Raw genomic sequence first — 19,318 nt, forward strand, 5'->3', positions numbered from 1 at the left:
ATTAATTTTGTTTAAATGCTTATGATTCCTCAACAGTGAGAGTTTGCAACTCAAACTGATGAACTAGGGGAGTATTGTTTACCTAGGAATTAGGATTACTATAGTTGTGTGCTGCTAAAGGGCGATAGTATTGTTGACAAAGTACCCAAATTCCTGGATCAGGTGCAACTTAGTATGATCATCAAGTCAATCCCTGTTGAAACTATAACCGCCAAGCAGATGATTGATACTTGTCTTCGCATGAACAGTCTTGGTATCAATCAAGGTACCAGTGGTAATGTCAGTGTCAGGGTTAGAGACAGTATCGGTGAGGCAATAGCAATTACTCCCAGTGGACTAGACTACGAAGACCTAACTCCTGATAAACTCTGCAAAATTTACTTCGGCAAAGACAAACAACCTGTTTTTGCTGAGAATAATCGTTATTTACCCAGCAGTGAATGGCGATTTCACTATGACATACTTTTGAATCGAACTGATGTCAATGCTATTGTCCATACTCATAGCATCCATGCTACAGCATTGGCTTGTATGGGTATAGCTATACCTAGCTTTCATTATATGGTGGCTAGGACAGGTGGGAGCAGTATAAAAGTAGCTGATTATGCTACCTTTGGCACTCAAGAACTTAGCAACAACGCCCTAAAAGCACTGGGAAATTCCCTTGCCTGTTTGTTAAAAAATCATGGTATGATTGCCTGTGGCAAAGATATAAGGCACGCTCTGAAAGTCGCCCAAGAGCTAGAAACCTTGGCTCAAATGTATATCAAAATCCTCAGTGTTAACAAGATTTATGGAGAACCTCAATTATTGAGTGAGGAAGAAATGCAGATAGTTATAGACAAGTTTAAAACCTATGGAGTTCAGCCAAACATTGATAATGGGTGATTAGATAGTAATATTTTATAGAATTTATCAAATAATAAAATAGTTTAGGTACACAAGTTTTGGATTTTAGGAAATAGGGAATAGGGAACAGGGAACAGGTAAAAAAATAAGTGTGTACAACCTCATTAATATTAGAACCCCTATAGATATTACCATAGGGATAATTAGGGATACTATAGTTAAAGTATTAACAAAATTCAGCAAAAAATTAAAATAAGTTAACAATCGTCAATAAAATATTAATAAAATCTATATTTTTAGTTAAATTTTAAGTTTACAATCCACCATTAGAATTGAGGATGTCATAAAAAATCAACTTAACAACAGGAGACTATTATGGTCACCGCCCCTACACCAAAGGCAACACCAAAGCCAACGGTCAAAATCGGTCAAACTCAGCTGCTGATTAACAACGAATGGGTAGACAGCACCTCCGGGAAACGATTCGAGACGATTAACCCTGCTACAGGAGAGGTTATCTGTGATGTGGCTGAGGCTGATGCCCCAGACGTTGATAAAGCAGTAGTGGCGGCTAGGACAGCCTTTACCAGTGGAGACTGGCCGAAAATGTCTGCCACCCAGCGGGGGGAGTTACTCTACAAGCTAGCTGATTTAATCGAAGCAAACAAGGAAGAAATAGCACGGCTGGAAACCCTAGACAATGGAAAGCCCTATAGTGATTCCTTGAATGCAGATTTGTCCCTAGTAATTGCCTGCTATCGGTACTATGCTGGCTGGGCAGATAAGATTCAAGGCAAAACAATTCCGATCAGCGGACCCTACTTCTGCTACACGCGCCATGAACCTGTGGGAGTGGTTGGTCAGATTATTCCTTGGAACTTTCCACTGTTGATGCAAGCTTGGAAGTTAGGCCCAGCATTGGCAGCTGGTAACACCGTGGTGATGAAAACGGCGGAACAGACTCCTTTATCAGCGTTGCGGATCGGTGAACTGATTCTGGAAGCAGGTTTCCCTCCTGGTGTGGTGAATCTTCTCTCAGGCTATGGACCAACCGCTGGGGCTGCGATCTCACATCATATGGATATCGATAAAGTTGCCTTTACCGGTTCCACTGAGGTAGGGCATCTAATTATGGAAGCTGCTGCTAAGAGTAACCTCAAGCGGGTCACTCTAGAACTTGGTGGTAAGAGTCCTAACATTGTCTTTGCTGACGCTGACATGGATAAAACCATTGAGGGCGCTCACTTTGCCCTGTTCTTTAACCAAGGACAGTGCTGTTGTGCTGGTTCCCGGCTGTTTGTGGAAGAGAAGTGCTATGACGAGTTTGTAGACAAGTGTGTGAAACGGGCGCAAAATCGCACAGTTGGTGACCCGTTTGATGCTAACACAGAACAGGGACCCCAAGTGGATCTCGAACAGTTCAATAAGGTGATGAGCTATATTGAGTCTGGTCAGCAGGAAGGAGCTCAGATGTTGTGTGGTGGTGGTCGAGTTGGCGATCGCGGTTACTTCATCGAACCGACAGTGTTTGTTGATGTCCAAGATCAGATGAAGATTGCCCAAGAAGAAATCTTTGGACCAGTGATGAGCATTATTAAGTTCAAAGATATTGATGAAGTGGTTCAGCGGGCAAATAATACTATGTATGGCTTAGCCGCAGCTGTATGGACAAAGGATATTACTAAAGCTCATGCGATCGCAAACAATGTCCGTGCTGGTACTGTCTGGGTGAATTGCTACGATGTTTTTGATGCCGCTGCTCCCTTCGGTGGTTTCAAGCAGTCTGGCATTGGTCGTGAACTTGGGGAGTATGGCTTGCAGCAATACACCGAGGTCAAGACAGTTACGGTTAAATTGTAGCATTGTACCAATCTCAAAGCCTGGTTTTTACTATCAACAAGCCAAAAAGAAGGCTACAGGATAGTTAGTTGGTAATTTAAGACAAGCTAATGGGTAATGGGGAATTGTAAGCCAATTTCCTATTACCCATTACTTTATGCTGTGCTCAAGCTTCAAGTTCAAGTTCAGGTAAGCATTGAGCGTTCAGCGGTCAGCGGTCAGCGGTCAGCCGTCAGCCGTCAGCTAAAGGCTCACGCTGGGCGAACAGCTTTGTGGAACAGGGTTCTAACCTGTGACTTAACTCAGATTAAACCAATGGTTAGCTGTTGTCTTGATGCAAAGCGCGAGTGGGGGAAACCCCCTGTTCCGAAGCTGCATCGCTTATTCAAAAGTACCGATCTAGTAGCACCATCTGTAGCCCATTAGCTGAAAGCTGAAAGCTGATAGCTGATAGCTTACGTTATTTTTTAAGATTTCTTGATCCGGATCAATTTAGAAAACAAAAGTGTTCAGTGTGAGTTTTCGATTTAGCAGCAGTTTATTAAATTTTATTAAGCACCATTGGCTTAAATCCACTAACATAGAAGAGAATTGGAGAAAAGGGCTAATTAGAGAGATTCAGAAGGTTTCATGAAATACGGAATTGATATTGGTCACAACTTGCCCCCTGATACAGGAGCTCAAGGTATCAGAGTAGAAGATGAAATGACTAGAGACGTGGGAACTAGAGTAATTTCCAAATTGAGAGACTTGGGACATCAGGTAGTTGAATGCAAGCCTAAGAGTGCGAGTACTTTGGGCAGCTCGCTGCGGCAACGGTGCAATATTGCCAATGCTAATCGAGTTGATCAGTTTGTTTCAATTCATTTTAATGGGTTTAATGGTCAAGCTAATGGGGTAGAAGTATTTGCGATTAGTGATACTGCCAAAAAAATTGCCCAGCCAGTTTTAGAAAAAATAGTCGAGTTGGGTTACTTCAATAGAAAGGTAAAAAATGGCTCTCATTTATATGTCCTCCGATATACCAATATGCCAGCAATTCTGATAGAAAGCTGCTTTTGTGATTCCCAGAAAGATATGGAACTCTACGATCCAGAAGCATTGGCTAATGCAATTGTTCAAGGATTAACAGGAGAAGAACCACCAACTACTAAATCTTCCTCTGACGATAATGTGCTGGAATTACAAAAATCTCTCAATCGCCTAAAAATCAAAAGTCCTGCTGGTCAGCCATTAGTAGAAGATGGATCTCTTGGTCAGGCGACTATCGCAGCAATAAAAACATTTCAAGCTATTGTAGGAATTAACCAAACTGGAATTGGTGACTCGACGACATGGCAGACTATTAATCAGATTCTTGAGCAACCCATACTTAGACCTAATCATGCTGCAGGTACCACGGTAAAATATCTCCAACGTCGGGTGGGAACTCAGGCAGATGGTATCTTTGGTTCAGGCACCGCAAGTGCTGTGATCAGATTTCAGGAACAAAAGGGTTTAACGGCTGATGGTATTGTTGGACCACAAACTTGGAGTAAATTGATTGACTAACAAGGCTTTGAGCGAAGTTTAGCATTGAACAGGTGCCTCACGTCTCACCCGAGCGATCGATCGGGGAGCGTGAGATTAATGGCGGACAGGAATTATATTATAATAATTAGATTAGCTCAAGGTAATAACTAATATTAATCTTTATTAGTATAGTTTTTCGTTAACAGGATAAGATAGTCTAATGCTCCATATAATCGGGACAATTTATCAATTGTAAAATTTTCGATATTTTGAGTAAAAATGTCCCTTTTTAATCGTCCAAACTGCCATAAATTACCATCAGTAACTATGCCATAAACAGGACGTTGAACATCTTGATTTATTTTTTGGGAAGCTACTAACTCGGCAAGGCATTGCCCCCAACCTTGTTGAAAATCATTTTTCTTAGCTTCAAGAATAATAACTAATGGTTTTTCTAAAACCGTTTTTCCTAATTCCGATTTTGTCGAAAATATGTAGTCAGGAGTACCTGACAGAATTTGATCATAAAATATGCTTTTTTGAATCCAGAAAGCATAGGTTTTATAGTATTTTTTATAGAGTTCTCGCAACAAGGGAGAAATGATAATTTCACTCCGAGACGCTTCCGAGCTGAATACATCTATTGTTTCTTTATAAAACTCTAGGTCTTTCAAGAAAATTTCGGGTAGGTCAGTGTCTTGAGAAACTATAAATGTTCCTTCTTCGTATTTAATTTGGTAGTGTTTCTGTACATCAGCTATAGTTTTAAAGTCACTAAATGCCATAGTTAATCAGTCTCCTGATTGGGTCTAATCATATCTTAGACATCACACTATATCGTTATGATATTGAAACAGATGTACGGCGTAGCCTAAGAGACTGTTGATAAAGTAAATTATAAAGTAGACGGCGATTAGTCGCTGACTGTCATAGCACTTACCAAGTATAAAGAGCGATCGCGAAGCGTGGCCAAAGGCCAATCGCTCTTAACCAGAAGAAATAAGTATAAATACTTGATTACTTACAAAAATCAAGATTTGACTACAATTTAACCAATGCGATCGCTAAACAACATTAAGAGCCAGAATTCCTTATTCTCGGGATTATGATCTATTTGGAGCTCTTAGCTGATGGGGTAAGCATTCAGCACTCAGCACTCAGCACTCAGCACTCAGCTTAATGCTTACGGCCAGGGAGAAGCAGACGTAACAAAGATTAAACTAATGGTTACCGGTTGTCTTGATGCAAAGCGCGAGTGGGGGAAACCACGGCAGTGCGGTCATGGGGGTTCCCCCCATGACCGCACTGCCTCCCCTGTTCCCTTGCTGCATAGCTTATTCAAAAGCACCTCAAGTAGCGTGGCACAGGGTAAGCATTCAGCAGTCAGCCGTCAGCCGTCAGCTTATTTTATTCAAAAGCTGAAAGGTAAGCATTTAGGCGTTGGCCACGCTACGCGAATGGCCACGCTACGCCAACAACTATCAGTCGTCAGCCTTGGCCGTTGGCCACGCTACGCGAATGGCTGATAACTGATAGCTGATAGCTGATAGCTGAATGCTTACGGCACAGGCTTCTACCGTGGCACAGGCTTCGACGCTGGGACAAACACGCATAAGCTGATAACTGATAGCTGATAGCTGAGGGCTGATAGCTGATCAATTAACTTATGAAAAAATCGATATTCAAAGAAAACCGAAAGTATACATTTAGTGACTATTTTGCGATGACCAATCCCACTGAGGAAATTGTTGGTGAGTTGGGTTACTCCTTCGCCATTGAAGCAATTGACCTCCCGAAGTCTAGCAACTATGACCTAGATATCATTCAAAACCTCAACCATACTTACTACACCATTATTCCTAAAATAAGCCTTACGTCGGAAATTGCCAAACGGGAATTTCTGATTGCCCCACTAATCCTGGAAATTGCCAAGCTGCTCCCAGTTAAAGTCAATGTTGAGTATCCCCTAGACATTAACGATCAGCTAGGGGGAGCGCTGGACTACTTATTAAAAAGTAGCCAAAATCTGATTATTATAGAAGCAAAAAAGAAAGATATTGATGGTGGCTTCAACCAGTTAGCAGCAGAACTAATTGCTTTAGATAAGTATGAAGAGAGCGAATCTATTGAAATTCTTTATGGTGCTGTGACTCTAGGGGATATTTGGAAATTTGGAACCCTTGATCGGAAACGGAAGCACATTGGCAAAACTATTCAAAGTCAGACTATTCCTAGGGATACAGAAGAAATATTCTCCATTTTGATTGGAATACTAAGCTTAAAACCAGGGCAGAGTTCAATTAAGCGCTAACCTATAATCTATAACCTTGAACCTATGGTCAATCGGGAGTAACCGATCATGATTCTTGTCATTGACAACTACGACAGCTTTACCTACAACTTAGTCCAGTACCTAGGAGAATTGGGTAGCCAATTACCTGTGGCATCAGAGATTCAGGTCTATCGCAATGATAAAATTGATATACAGAAAATCCGCGAGCTCAACCCAGATGGGGTAGTGATTTCTCCAGGCCCAGGACGTCCTGAAGATGCTGGGATATCAGGTGCTATCTACAGCAATTTGGGGTCAACTCTACCCATTATAGGGGTTTGCTTGGGTCATCAAGCCTTGGGTCAGGTATTTGGCGGGAAAATTGTTTCGGCACCAGTATTGATGCATGGCAAAACCTCAGAGATTCATCATACTGGGGTTGGGGTTTTTCGGGGATTACCCAATCCTTTCACAGCGACTCGATACCATAGCTTAGTTATTGACCGTAGCTGCTGTCCTGATGTCTTGGAAATCACGGCTTGGGTGGATGATGGCACAATTATGGGAGTTAGACATCGGAACTATACACACATAGAAGGCGTCCAATTTCATCCAGAGAGTATTTTGACCTGTTCTGGTAAGCAACTTCTAAAAAACTTCTTAGAATCGCTGCCAGCATCTGCTACTCTCTCTATATCTCCCTGAAAATAAACTTGTTTCCAAGAAACCATGAAACGGCGACAGTTGATGCGCTATGTGAGTGCGGGTGTACTCACAACTCTTTCAACCGGCTTAGCTTCTGGACTCAGTTCTTACCAAGCACAGCCATCACGCAATGTATTGACAGTAAAGTGGCTTGGTCATACCTGCTTTTTATTTACTGGGGGTGGTGTGCGAGTTTTAGTCAACCCATTCCAAACCATTGGGTGTACGGCTAGATACAACTCACCAAAAGTAGAGGCAGATTTAGTCCTAATCAGTAGCCTACTACTAGATGAAGGAGCAGCGGAAGGTATACCGGGGAGTCCCCGGCTCCTATTTGAACCGGGTATTTTTCAAGTAAATGGGCTAAAATTCGAGGGAATTAGTATTCCTCACGACCGAGTCGGTGGACGTCGGTTTGGTAATAACGTGGTTTGGAAATGGACTCAAAATGGTATCAATATCCTACACCTGGGAGGAGCAGCAGCCCCTCTAGATATTGAGCAGAAAATTCTGATCGGGCGTCCTGATTTAGCTTTGATTCCAGTGGGAGGGGGACCAAAAGCCTACACCCCTCAAGAAGCTAAACAGGCATTTGATGTCCTTAAGGCAAAGATCATGATTCCTACTCATTTCCGAACCAAGGCCGCTGATGCCGAACAGTGTGATATTTTGCCAGTGGAGGAGTTCTTAACATTGATGAAGGACACACCCATACGCCGTGCCAAAAACGATACCATTACGATTAGCTCAGGGGATTTATCCCAAGATGGGTCAGTGATTCAACTAATGAGTTACAACTACAACTTTTAAATGCGCTTGCCTAGCCCCTTACCCAGACTGCAACCGCCTTTCTGGATTGGTGGAGTGGCGGTTTTAGGCATGATTTTCTGGATTGAAACCCTACGCCAGTTTGGGTTTATTGTTCCAACTCCCTTTATACTTCTTTTCTTTGCTGTTGCCCTAACTGCCAGTATCGACGGATTACTTGCTGGAGTTACCAGTGCCACAGTATGGGCAATTTACCTGATCTATGCCTCTGCTGTTCACGTTGGTTCACCGAGTTTAACCGGGGGTTCAGTAGAGGTGAGTTTGGGGATTCTAGTTGTGGTCTTACTGGCTGTGCGGCTCGGCTGGATAAAAGACCAGAATCAGAAGCTGATCCAAAAGTTGCGACAAGCCAGCCTTGAGCTAGAACGACGGATTGAACAACGCACCGCTGAACTCTTAACCACCAATTCTAGACTCTCCAAGGAGATTCGCGGACGCATTCTGGCTCAAGAAGCCCTCGGAAAAAACGAATTGGCATTACAGTTAAGCCAAAATCGACTCGAAAGTATTTTGAGTTCCCTTGAGGATGTGGTTTGGTCCGTGCGCCCCCAAACCTCCAGACTGCTTTACCTCAACTCCGCTGTTGATAGTCTTTATGGTTATAGTATATCCGATTTTTTAGGTAACTCAAATCTTTGGCTAGAGGTAATCCACCCAGAAGACCGAGAACGAGTTCAGCAGAAGCGAAATTTTTTTAGCAATAACTCATTGCCCTTGTCACCCCAATCACTTCTGGCCATTGACGGTCAAGACTTAGAATATCGAATCGTGCGCTCTGATGGGCAGGTGCGCTGGATTCGTGATCATGTACAAATTCACACCGATGCCCATGGTATCGCGATACGCATTGATGGTATTGTCACTGACATTACCAAAGCCAAGCAAGTCGAGGAAGCTTTGGCAGAGAGTGAGCGGAAATTTCACGCCATCTTTGACCAGACCAGCCAATTTACATGGCTCCTGCAACCAGATGGTACCTTGCTCGAAGCCAACCAAACTGCCCTTAACTTTAGCGGATTAACTCGCTCACAGATTGTGGGTAAGCCCTTCTGGCAAATCCAATGGTGGACACAGTCTACTCAAACCGAGAATTCTTTAAAAAATGCGATCGCTCAAGCAGCCACCGGTAACTTTGTCCGTTATCAAGGGTCGGTGCTAGGGTTAAACGGTCAAGTGATCACCATGGATTTTTCCGTGAAACCATTGCGGGATGAAAACGGAAATATAGTTTTGTTAATCCCAGAAGGTCGAGATATTAGCGATCGCATCAGAGCAGAAGCAGCAACTCTAGAGGCCCAAAACAAGGACATACTGCTTAAAGAGATTCACCATCGGGTCAAGAACAATTTACAAATTGTCTCAGGACTCCTTTACCTCCAGTCCCGATATATAGATGATGAAAGTATCCTGGATATCCTCTGTGAAAGCCGCAATCGTCTCTAAGTCATGGCCTTAATCCATGAGAAACTTTATGGCTCTAAGAATCTGAGTCAGATTGACTTCCAAGATTATATTCAATCCCTGACTAAGGACTTATTAGGATCTTACGCCTGTACTAATAATCCCCCTACGATTAAGGTTAATTTTGTTCAGACATTTCTCAACATCGACAGGGCCATTACCTGTGGTTTAATTATTAATGAGTTAGTCTCCAATGCCCTCAAACATGCTTTTCCAGAAGAAGATGGCGGTGAAATTATTGTTGACTTTAAGTGCTGTGAGGATAACTATTTTGAACTGATCGTCAGTGACAATGGTCTTGGCATCCGAGAAGGTATAGATTTAGATAACCCCAACACCCTCGGTCTACGCTTAGTCCATACCCTAGCCACTAAGCAACTCAAAGGTGAGGTTGAGTTAGATACAAGTCATGGTGTTATGTTTAAAATTAACTTTTAATAAAGTTTAAACAAGTTTAAACAAGCTTAAAGCATTAGTAAATTTTTAAAGACCCACCTCGAATTGTGATATAGAACTATCAGGTTGTGAGGCAGTTAACTAACCGGCAGCACAGAACCAAGGCAAAAGTTATTAAGTAGGGAGAACAAACTGGCTTGCTTCAAGGTTAAGACAAGGGACAACCCACGGTAACTTGAAAAGCAATTCCATAACTAGGAAATGTCACAAATAAACATCTTAGTGGTTGAAGATGAAGCGATCACAGCTGAAGTTATTGCTGAACAGCTCATACAGTTGGGATACACCGTAACCGATAGCGTCACCTCTGGCACGGGCGCTATCAGCAGCACTGCCAATAACCAGCCTGATTTAGTCCTGATGGATATTACCTTAGATCCAAATGATATAGATGGCATAACTGCTGCTCAGCGCATCCGAGAGCAATTCCAGATTCCAGTAGTCTATTTGACAGCCCACTCTGATGAGACTACCCTAGCCCGAGCTAAGATGACAGCACCGTTCGGGTATCTGATCAAACCATTTAACGAACGGGAATTGCGGGTAGCGATTGAAACAGCCCTCTATCGGCACCAGCTGGAAAAAGAGTTAGTCAAACAGCAGAATTTGCTAGCAACAATACTCAGCTCCACTAATGATGCCGTGATCGCTAGCAATGAAACAGGGGCAATCACCTACATCAACCCAGCAGCTGCAACCCTCACTGGCTGGACAGTAGCAGAAGCTTCTGGGCAAAGCATTACAGATGTGATTCAAATTGTAGACGAACTCACTAATGCCCCACTCCAGAACCCAGTCATGGAAGTGATTCAGGAAGAAAGGGTCATTTTTAGGGATCAGGGCATAGGTTTGATTGCCAAAGACGGTAGCAAGATCCCGGTGGGAAATAGTGCTTCCCCCATTACAGAAGAAGATGGTAGCATCAAGGGTGTAGTTCTTGTGCTGTGGAATATCAGTAAACAGCAAAAACCCGAATTATTGGCAGTAGAAAGAGACAAATTGCTAGCCAAAGCTGGCGCTAGCATACAAGCTGAAGCTCAAGCGGGTCAAATATTGTCTGCAGTACAAGAACTAGGGGCACTGAAATCTGACCTAATCGCTAGGATTTCCCATGAGTTTCGCACTCCCCTATCGATTATTTTAACTGCTGCTGAACTGCTGCAAAAATACGGGTCCAAGTTGTCACCGCACAAACAAGAAAGAAACTTGTATCGGATTCAATCATCAGTGATGCGAATGACTCGAATTATGGAAGATGTTCTGACCTTAAGCAAGGCTGAATCCGGTGAACTCCAGCTCAACTGTGTGCCCGTAGATGTGGTTGAATTCTGCCGCAGTTTAGTGGAAGAGCACCAAATCATGGTGGGAAAGCGCTATACTATCGGTTTGATTCCTCAGGATTCCCCTGGCCTAGTTGAGCTGGATGAACAAATCCTACGGCAAATTTTGAGCAATTTGCTGACCTTAGCAACTCATTACTCCTTGAAGGGTAGTATGATTGCTTTGGAAATGTTTTGTGAAGATAACCAAATTGTGTTCCAGGTAAAAGACCAAGGCAGTGGGATTGTGCCCGAAAGTCAGGGACAATTATTTGAAGCGTTATTCCGAGCTAGTAATATTGGTTCTATGTCTTCTTCAGGAATGGGGTTAGGCATGATCCGCAAGTTTGTGGATTTGCATCGTGGTCAAATTACCTTAACTAGTCAAGTCGGAGTTGGGACAACCTATACGGTAAAATTGCCATTAACCAGTTCTATCTAGGTGGGGTTGGGCTAAAAAGAAATATAGCTAACAACTAACCAATAACTAAGGATGATTCCACAAACCGAATATAAAGAACGTCGTGAACAGTTGATGAGTAAGATTGGCAACGGAACCGCTATCTTTCGGAGCGCCCCGGTTGCCATTATGCATAATACTGTGGAATACAATTTCCGACAGGATAGCGATTTTTTTTACTTGACAGGTTTCAATGAACCAGAGGCCGTAGTTGTACTAGCGCCCCATCACGAAGAACACCGATTTGTTCTGTTTGTGCAACCGAAAGAACCAGAGAAAGAAGTCTGGACAGGCTATCTGACAGGTGTCGAAGCAGCAAAAGAAAAATTTGGAGCCGATCAAACCTATCCGATTACTGAGTTGAATGAGAAGCTACCTCAGTATTTAGAAAAGGCCGATAGAATTTATTACCACTTGGGACGGGATAAACCTTTTAATAATACCATCCTAAAACACTGGCAAAGGTTGATGGCACTTTATCCCAAGAACGGAAGCGGACCGATGGCTCTCGAATCCACTAACTTAATTCTCTATGGGATGCGCCGGGTGAAGAGTGCTACGGAATTGAAGTTGATGCGTCAAGCTATAGAAATCTCTGTGGATGCCCATAACCATGCTAGAGCATTTACTCAACCTGGGCGTTATGAATATGAAGTGCAGGCAGAGCTAGAACATGATTTTCGGCGACGAGGTGCCATCGGACCGGCTTACCCGAGCATAGTAGCGTCTGGGGCTAATAGCTGCGTTCTACACTATACCGAGAACAATCGACAGATGCAAGACGGGGATTTACTACTGATTGATGCTGGTTGTTCTTATGGGTATTATAACGCTGATATTACTCGGACATTTCCAGTGGGTGGTAAGTTTACCCCAGAGCAGAAAATTCTGTATGAGTTGGTCTTGAAAGCACAGTTGAATGCGATCGCACAAGTTAAACCAGGGAATCCCTATAATCAATTTCATGACACCGCTGTGAAAATCCTGGTGGAAGGGTTAATCGATTTGGGACTCCTGGCTGGTGATAGTGAGGAAATTATTAAAGAGGAGAAATATAAACATCTATATATGCACCGCACCGGTCACTGGCTGGGATTGGATGTCCATGACAGTGGAGGCTACAAGCAGGGGGAAAACTGGCAGATTTTTCAGCCCGGTAATGTAGTAACAGTGGAACCAGGACTTTATATTGGTCCTGATACTGAGCCAATAGAAGGTCAGCCAGCTATTGATCAGCGGTGGCGCGGGATTGGGATTCGGATTGAGGATGATGTGTTAGTGACTGAGTCAGGGAATGAAGTCTTGACTGCTGGTGTGCCGAAATCCGTAGAGGAGCTAGAGACTTAAGCTATTGTGCATCTACAGCAAGATATCAGCCAGTGGGTTGCGTTACGGGACGGGTTCAGGGGCTTGCGAGGTGGAAAATCAGAGGCTTTCCGTCCCGGACACACCCTACTCACTTTTTTATTCTCCATTCCCGATTCCCGATTCCCGATTCCCGATTCCCTGTTCCCGATTCCCTGGGTGCAGCGCTATAGCTACCGTTATAGAAAACAATGGACAATGTGAAGGATTCTTTCTCTGGGCAAGGGTCAGAGTTTCAGCAACTACAGCACCAATTACGCGATCGCTGGCAGAGTAGTGATCAATTTGACCAAGACGAACACGATATTCTGGTAGTGCCTTCTGTCAGTGTTGATCAACGGGAACTGCTGAAAGTTGAGGGTTTTTTGCACTACGAAGAACGGTTATTATTTTCCCTAATTCGTCTGCGCAACCCTTACACACGGTTAATTTATGTTACCGCTGTGCCGTTGCCACCGATTGTGATTGATTACTACTTGCAGCTTCTGCCGGGAATTCCGTTTTCCCATGCACGCGATCGCTTACTGCTGTTTTCCACCTATGATGCTTCCCTCAAACCCCTCAGCCAAAAGATTCTAGAACGTCCCCGCTTGATGAAGCGGATTCGTCAAGCTTTGCGTCCAGGAAAGTCTTACATGTCTTGTTACAACTCTACTAATCTCGAGCGCGAGATATCCTTAAAATTGAACTTACCCCTACTTGCCCCAGACCCAGATTTGCTTTATTGGGGTACCAAGAGCGGTAGTCGGCAAATTTTTGCTGACAGTGGTGTCCCCCATCCCGACGGCAGTCAGTTAGTCTGGAGTGTTGATGATTTAGTCGAAGCAACAGCTGAGTTATGGTACAGGCAACCGCAACTTAACAAGATTGTGATTAAACTCAACGAAGGGTTTTCTGGGGAGGGTAATGCTATCTTGGACTTGAAACCACTATCGGAGGTAGGTCCGGGAAATGTTTCCCATGCTCAAACAGTAGCGGCTTTAAAAGAAAAGATCGTCCATTTGAGATTTCAAGCCAGTGGGGAAACGTGGGAGAGTTATAGCAGTCGCATACCGCAGTTAGGGGCAATTGCCGAAGCATTTATTGACGGAGAAAAAAAGCGTTCACCTAGCGTTCAGGCTTATATTACTCCCCATGGCGAGGTCAAGATTCTCTCGACTCACGATCAAATTCTTGGCGGACCAGACGGTCAGATTTATCTAGGTTGTCGATTTCCCGCTGATCCAGGTTATCGCCTACAACTGCAAGATTGGGGACTACGAGTCGGTCAGACCTTAGCGGAAAAAGGAGCAATAGAGCGTTACGGTGTAGATTTTGTTGCCGTTCATCAGCCCGATCGAGATACCTGGGACTTACAAGCCATTGAAATCAACCTGCGCAAAGGCGGTACAACCCATCCCTTTATGACCCTGAAATACATGACCAATGGTCGCTATGACCTCTCCACAGGTCTTTTTTGCAGTCAGGAGGGTCAACCAAAGCACTATATTGCCACGGACAATTTACAAAAAGAGAGTTACAGAGGGTTAATGCCCAATGACTTGATGGATATTATCGCCTACCATCAACTGCATTTTGATAGCAGCACCAAAACTGGCACTGTATTTCACTTGATGGGTACACTCTCTGAATTTGGCAAACTAGGATTAACTAGCATTGGAGATTCTCCCCAACAAGCAGAAGAAATCTATAACCAAGTTGTGAGGGTACTGGATCTAGAAACTAAATCTGACAAAGATGCTAATCTCCCAATTTCCCATCCTAGTCTCCCGATTACTTGGAATAGATAATAAAGGGAATAGTAGAATGTAGAATTAAGAATGGAGAATGGAGAATGGAGAATGGAGAATGGAGAATGGAGAATGGAGAATGGAGAATGGAGAATGGAAAATTTAGGTAAGGATTCAGGTCGTAACAATAGGGATAAGTGAAGGAAAACCCATGTCATGACCAATGTGGGCACGTAATGCTTCAGCAAAAAAGTTGACGACACCGCGTTGCTGATTTCGACTTGTTTGCACAACAGTTAAGAGTCTGGCGGTGTCTCCCAATCTTGGCAAGGAGCGGGAACCGCCGCTAACCTTACGCGCGGGTTTCCGCTAATCGTAGATAACGTTCCGCCAAATTCTTGTCAGGAGGTACTTCTGGATGCTATACGAAAATACCACCACTGGTTAGACTTGCGTTGTAGATTCTTTAAGAGCTTCAAAGCTCTTGCTCCTGCTTGCGGTATCCATTTATTAAAAGCTTTGCTTAATTTCGACTTAAATTTCTTCGCCCATGATCAGTAAGCTTGAGTATCACCCTGAGTTTGCCATAAGTGATAATGCTCAAAAACTTCATCTAGTAGACTAATAAATCCCTGGCCAATCGTCCCATTGTGTAATCCAGGAGCTTTAATTAAACCCTTGAAATGCCGACGCATATGAGCCAAACACTTTTGTTGAGCTGCTGCCGGGTATCCATTGTACACACGCTTTTCGTCGCTGCTGAGAACACCACTATACTGAGCTCCTAGTAGTGACTCCAGTTCTTTTCGTGACCGTGTATCTGCTGCTCTAAACAGACAAAAGTCCTGGTTGGCTACTACCCATAACCATTCCTTTACCCCAATGACCCCCCAAGGGGTTTCATCCACATGGACGTTGGGTTGTTCTGTTTTTACCCAATTTTCCAACTCCAGTACCGGCTCTTCTATGGCTTGGGCTACTCTTTCATTGGTGGCCCCTTTGGTTCCTACTCCAATCTCTAAACCACCCATCTCCTCAATCAATTCCTGGATCTTGACATAGGGCATGTGGGCATAGTTCCCTAGCCAGCCGATTAGCGCTTGAAGTCTCACTCCTAGGTCTTGTCCAGGTACCATCTCCTTACTCCAGCAGGCTCTAGTTACTTCTCCGCACTCTAGGCATTTACTGCTGAGACGATGATACTCCACTACTTCTATTGGTTGGGCTACCAACTGAGCTACTTGCTGCAAATCTATTTTTTCGGCACTGTGATCAAAGTGAGTTCCCCCACAGTGGGCACATACCTCTGGATGAAGTACTTCTATTGTGTCTACTCGGCCCATACCTTTGCGGGTTTTTCCTTTATGACCTGGCTGTCCTCCTGGTTTCCGTTTCTGTTCTCCATCTGAGGTTTCTTGTTCCAGCTTCTTTTTTTCAGATTTCTTTATTATATCGGTTGATGGCGGTTTTGATGATGTTTGGCTGTCCTGTCTTACTATTACACTCAGCCGTGCCACCTCTGTTTGCAGTGCTTTTATGATCTCAACCAATTCTTCTGTAGACAATTGGTTGAGTTCTTGTTCTGTGTGAGTTAGATGCACTTGCTTTTTCATGATGATAATTCTGTGTTATCCTACTCTCCTTTGTCAACCCCCCCCATCTGATCACCTGAATCCTTACAAATTTAGAATGTATAATGAAAAACTTATAATGTAGAGGTCTAGGTGCTAAATTAGCAATTATGACATAAAACTTTAACTATGTTATATTTTAATTCCAAATTATAAATTATAATTTATAAATTCCAAATTCTACATTCTTAATTCTACATTCTTAATTCAAAACGTCTTTGCCGAATGGGTTAGTGGATCAAACTCAAATCGCTTATCGTAGTTGGTTTCTCCGTAAATATTAAAGGTAATTGTTGGTTCATCTCCCATTGCTTCCACACTATGGATCCCATTAGAGGTAAAACTAATAATATCTCCAGGGAATAGGATTTTTTCCCCTACTTGTTCGATGCGATCGCGAAAATCAGGGTCATCAGTACGCCGCCAAAAGGTGTTTTTTTCCTGGCCACTGATCACCGCTACTATTCCCCATGTACCATGGTTGTGAATCGGAGAAACTCCCACAACCAATACTGCTCCTGGTGAGAGTACTACAGAGGAAGGCAATCCTTGTGCTGGTAAAAAAAATCCTTGTGCAAGTAAAAAGAATCCTTGTGCAAGTAAAAAGAATCCTTGTGCCGCTAAATAAGCTTCGTTAATCATCTACACCGATGATCACCGGTACCTAAGATGCTGTGATCATCGGTGGATTTGCCCCTATTGCTGCTAGTGTGATGGCAGCTTGGGATGTCCCTGGGGATACTACCTGGGCATACTACCTGGGCATACTAGCAGATTACTTAATTGCTGCCTCGCTGATCTCTGTGCCAGCAGCCCTTGCCTTGACCTGTAGGATTTCTAAGCCATCTGATCATAATCAGTTTGATCAAAAGTTTGACAGCTTTTAAGATGACAGCTTGTCATATAATTGAACCGTTGACAGTCATGGTTCAATTTTTTTATGAAAAACATAGCATTGAAAAAGCTACTATCACTCCTAGTGGTAACAGTCTGTATCTTAACCTTTACCTATGGTTGCGGCGGCCCAACTACAGCTACTGTTCCTCCAGAAACCACACCTGCCCCAGCTGCTGAAGTTGCCCCAGAGGCGGAAGCCCCAGCGGAAGTCCCTGAGGTGGCTGAAGAAGAACCCGCCCCAGCCGAACCCACCGAGGTCGCTGAAGAAGAACCCGCCCCAGCCGAACCCACCGAGGTGGCTGAAGAAGAAACCGCCCCAGCCGAACCCACTGCGGTGGCTGAAGAAGAACCCACTCCAGCCGAACCCACCGAGGTCGCTGCAGCACCTGAGCCTGCGACCGCAGCTGCTCCAGAAACTTACACTGTAAAAATGGGTACAGACAATGGCCAACTAAAATTTGACCCAAGTGTTCTTACCATCAAACCGGGGGACACCGTCAAGTGGGTGATGAACAAAATTGGTCCTCATAATGTTATTGTTGAGGGCAACGAATCACTGAGTCATAAAAACATGTTGATGTCTGCGGGTTCTTCCTATACATCTACATTTGATGAGCCTGGTAAATACTCCTACTACTGTGCCCCTCACCGTGGTGCTGGCATGGTAGGCAAAATCAATGTTGAAGCTGCATCATAGTAGCACTAGGACTAGGGCTGTTGATCAAGACTTTGAGGAATGTGAAAACTACACAGCTTTCACAAGATTAGCTATTCTAAGACTTACGCGATCGCAAATCGTGGTAGTTTGGTGAATTTAAATCAAGACTTACCCAGCAACTATAACCCTAGGGTATGACGTAAGGGCGCACGGTGTGCGCCCTTACTGCGTTTCAAGTCAGGAAGAAACCAATAAATTTGACAGCTTGTCTTTTGACGGAAAGAAAAACATGATCTGACAATCCTTTATGGACTAGCCCACTTGTTTTTTTTAATCTCATGAGACAAATTGCATTGAAAAAGCTATTATCACTCCTAGTGGTAACGGTCTGTGTCTTGACCTTTACCTATGGTTGCGCTGAGTCAAGTACAGCGACTGTTCCTCCAGAAACCACACCTGCCCCAACTGCTGCAGTTGAAACAGTGGAATCCCCAGCGGAACCCACCGAAGTAGCAGAGGAAGAAACTGCTCCTGCTGAACCTACTGAGGTAGCAGAGGAAGAAACTACTCCCGCTGAACCTACCGAAGTAGCAGAGGAAGAAACTACTCCTGCTGAACCTACTGAGGTAGCAGAGGAAGAAACTGCTCCTGCTGAAACTACTGAGGTAGCTGTAGCACCTGAGACTGCTGCTGAGCCAGAAGCAGTAGCAGAGGAAGAAACAGCTCCTGCTGAAACTACTGAGGTAGCTGTAGCCGTAGATGAAGCAGCCCTAGCTAAATCAGCACAAGTCTTCGCAGGTAACTGTGCCAGTTGTCATGCGGGTGGAAAAAATTTAATCAATGCCCAAAAAACTCTGAAAAAGGATGCCCTTGAGAAGTATGGCATGTACTCTAAGGACAAGATCGTTTACCAAATCACCAATGGTAAGCCCCCCATGCCAGCCTTCAAAGGTCGCCTAAAACCGGATGTGATTACAGCCCTTGCTGATTATGTGTTGTATCAAGCTGACAATGGTTGGCAGTAGATTGATACAATCGGGTTTCTAAACGATTTGTGAAACTCAATCGTAAGGGATCAGCTAATAGCTATCAGTTATCAGCTATCAGCTATCAGCGATCAGCGGTCAGCTATCAGCGATCAGCGATCAGCGATCAGCGATCAGCTAAAGGCTGACTACTAAAGGCTGACGGCTGACGACTGAATTCTTACTCACAACCGATTTATAATTCCTAGATCAGTATTAGTGGTTAGTAGTTAGTTGTTGTCTGAGAAGTCTCATTTGCTACATCCAAGCCCCCTAAATCCCCCAATTTTGGGGGACTTTTAGAAGCAAAT

16 protein-coding genes and 4 pseudogenes are annotated in these 19,318 nt (G+C 43.8%); 17 read left to right on the forward strand and 3 right to left on the reverse strand.

All coding sequences use genetic code 11. The features are described 5' to 3' along the window. Window positions 1-174: 174 nt before the first annotated feature. From BJP37_RS09985 to BJP37_RS10000, 4 genes are all read left to right on the forward strand, one after another. Window positions 175-888 carry a class II aldolase/adducin family protein gene (locus BJP37_RS09985; protein WP_075905945.1) on the forward strand — a complete coding sequence of 238 codons (714 nt, stop codon included), beginning with the start codon at window positions 175-177 and terminating at the stop codon, window positions 886-888. A gap of 336 nt (window positions 889-1,224) precedes the next feature. Beyond that, window positions 1,225-2,709, forward strand: a complete 1,485-nt coding sequence (locus tag BJP37_RS09990) for an aldehyde dehydrogenase family protein (protein ID WP_075898448.1) — start codon at window positions 1,225-1,227, stop codon at window positions 2,707-2,709. Between the two features lie 96 nt (window positions 2,710-2,805). After that, entirely contained in the window at window positions 2,806-3,114 is a 309-nt protein-coding gene (locus tag BJP37_RS09995; RefSeq protein WP_075898450.1) for a hypothetical protein, read from the forward strand. 204 nt (window positions 3,115-3,318) lie between these two features. Then, window positions 3,319-4,239 (forward strand): N-acetylmuramoyl-L-alanine amidase, encoded by a 921-nt coding sequence (locus tag BJP37_RS10000; protein ID WP_075898452.1) that lies wholly within the window; start codon window positions 3,319-3,321, stop codon window positions 4,237-4,239. A gap of 134 nt (window positions 4,240-4,373) precedes the next feature. On the opposite strand, the gene BJP37_RS10005 is transcribed toward BJP37_RS10000, so the two are convergent. Beyond that, window positions 4,374-4,985 carry a hypothetical protein gene (locus tag BJP37_RS10005; protein WP_075898454.1) on the reverse strand — a complete coding sequence of 204 codons (612 nt, stop codon included), beginning with the start codon at window positions 4,983-4,985 and terminating at the stop codon, window positions 4,374-4,376. A gap of 438 nt (window positions 4,986-5,423) precedes the next feature. Here BJP37_RS10005 and BJP37_RS36110 point away from each other — a divergent pair, with 438 nt between their 5' ends. The 10 genes and pseudogenes from BJP37_RS36110 to BJP37_RS10045 all read left to right on the forward strand — a co-directional run bounded on the left by BJP37_RS36110 (window position 5,424) and on the right by BJP37_RS10045 (window position 14,856). Next, entirely contained in the window at window positions 5,424-5,726 is a 303-nt protein-coding gene (locus BJP37_RS36110) for a hypothetical protein (RefSeq protein WP_143727547.1), read from the forward strand. A 140-nt stretch (window positions 5,727-5,866) separates the two neighbouring features. After that, on the forward strand, window positions 5,867-6,511 hold the full coding sequence (locus BJP37_RS10010; RefSeq protein WP_075898456.1) for a hypothetical protein: 645 nt from the start codon (window positions 5,867-5,869) through the stop codon (window positions 6,509-6,511). Window positions 6,512-6,559: 48 nt separating this feature from the next. After that, complete coding sequence (locus BJP37_RS10015; protein ID WP_075898458.1) at window positions 6,560-7,177, forward strand: anthranilate synthase component II; 618 nt, start codon at window positions 6,560-6,562, stop codon at window positions 7,175-7,177. Window positions 7,178-7,201: 24 nt separating this feature from the next. After that, entirely contained in the window at window positions 7,202-7,987 is a 786-nt protein-coding gene (locus BJP37_RS10020; protein ID WP_075898460.1) for an MBL fold metallo-hydrolase, read from the forward strand. A gap of 69 nt (window positions 7,988-8,056) precedes the next feature. Then, a pseudogene (locus BJP37_RS10025) lies at window positions 8,057-9,541 on the forward strand (PAS domain S-box protein); the annotation flags it as partial. 99 nt (window positions 9,542-9,640) lie between these two features. Next, window positions 9,641-9,904 (forward strand): sensor histidine kinase, encoded by a 264-nt coding sequence (locus BJP37_RS44250; protein ID WP_330359493.1) that lies wholly within the window; start codon window positions 9,641-9,643, stop codon window positions 9,902-9,904. Between the two features lie 219 nt (window positions 9,905-10,123). Continuing rightward, window positions 10,124-11,683: a hybrid sensor histidine kinase/response regulator gene (locus tag BJP37_RS10035; protein WP_075898466.1), complete on the forward strand. Its 1,560-nt coding sequence runs from the start codon at window positions 10,124-10,126 to the stop codon at window positions 11,681-11,683. 51 nt (window positions 11,684-11,734) lie between these two features. Continuing rightward, window positions 11,735-13,048 carry an aminopeptidase P N-terminal domain-containing protein gene (locus tag BJP37_RS10040; RefSeq protein WP_075898468.1) on the forward strand — a complete coding sequence of 438 codons (1,314 nt, stop codon included), beginning with the start codon at window positions 11,735-11,737 and terminating at the stop codon, window positions 13,046-13,048. 6 nt (window positions 13,049-13,054) lie between these two features. Beyond that, window positions 13,055-13,270 carry a hypothetical protein gene (locus BJP37_RS36115; protein WP_143727548.1) on the forward strand — a complete coding sequence of 72 codons (216 nt, stop codon included), beginning with the start codon at window positions 13,055-13,057 and terminating at the stop codon, window positions 13,268-13,270. Beyond that, a complete protein-coding gene (locus BJP37_RS10045) occupies window positions 13,258-14,856 on the forward strand; it encodes a peptide ligase PGM1-related protein (protein ID WP_075898470.1) in 1,599 nt (532 codons plus the stop codon). The genes BJP37_RS36115 and BJP37_RS10045 overlap by 13 nt, the downstream gene beginning before the upstream one ends. Before the next feature lie 114 nt (window positions 14,857-14,970). Here BJP37_RS10045 and tnpC read toward each other — a convergent pair. Continuing rightward, window positions 14,971-16,409: pseudogene (gene tnpC, locus BJP37_RS10050) on the reverse strand (IS66 family transposase). A gap of 225 nt (window positions 16,410-16,634) precedes the next feature. After that, window positions 16,635-16,997, reverse strand: a pseudogene (locus BJP37_RS10055) (cysteine dioxygenase family protein); the annotation flags it as partial. Between the two features lie 104 nt (window positions 16,998-17,101). Here BJP37_RS10055 and BJP37_RS10060 point away from each other — a divergent pair. The 3 genes and pseudogenes from BJP37_RS10060 to BJP37_RS44920 all read left to right on the forward strand — a co-directional run. Further along, a complete protein-coding gene (locus BJP37_RS10060; protein WP_075898472.1) occupies window positions 17,102-17,314 on the forward strand; it encodes a hypothetical protein in 213 nt (70 codons plus the stop codon). A 344-nt stretch (window positions 17,315-17,658) separates the two neighbouring features. Then, window positions 17,659-18,021, forward strand: a complete 363-nt coding sequence (petE, locus tag BJP37_RS44915; protein ID WP_075905947.1) for a plastocyanin — start codon at window positions 17,659-17,661, stop codon at window positions 18,019-18,021. Between the two features lie 725 nt (window positions 18,022-18,746). After that, window positions 18,747-19,007 (forward strand): annotated as a pseudogene (locus BJP37_RS44920) (c-type cytochrome); the annotation flags it as partial. Between the last annotated feature and the right edge of the window lie 311 nt (window positions 19,008-19,318).

Origin of the sequence: Moorena bouillonii PNG, assembly GCF_001942495.1 — a bacterium.
GTDB lineage: Bacteria > Cyanobacteriota > Cyanobacteriia > Cyanobacteriales > Coleofasciculaceae > Moorena > Moorena bouillonii.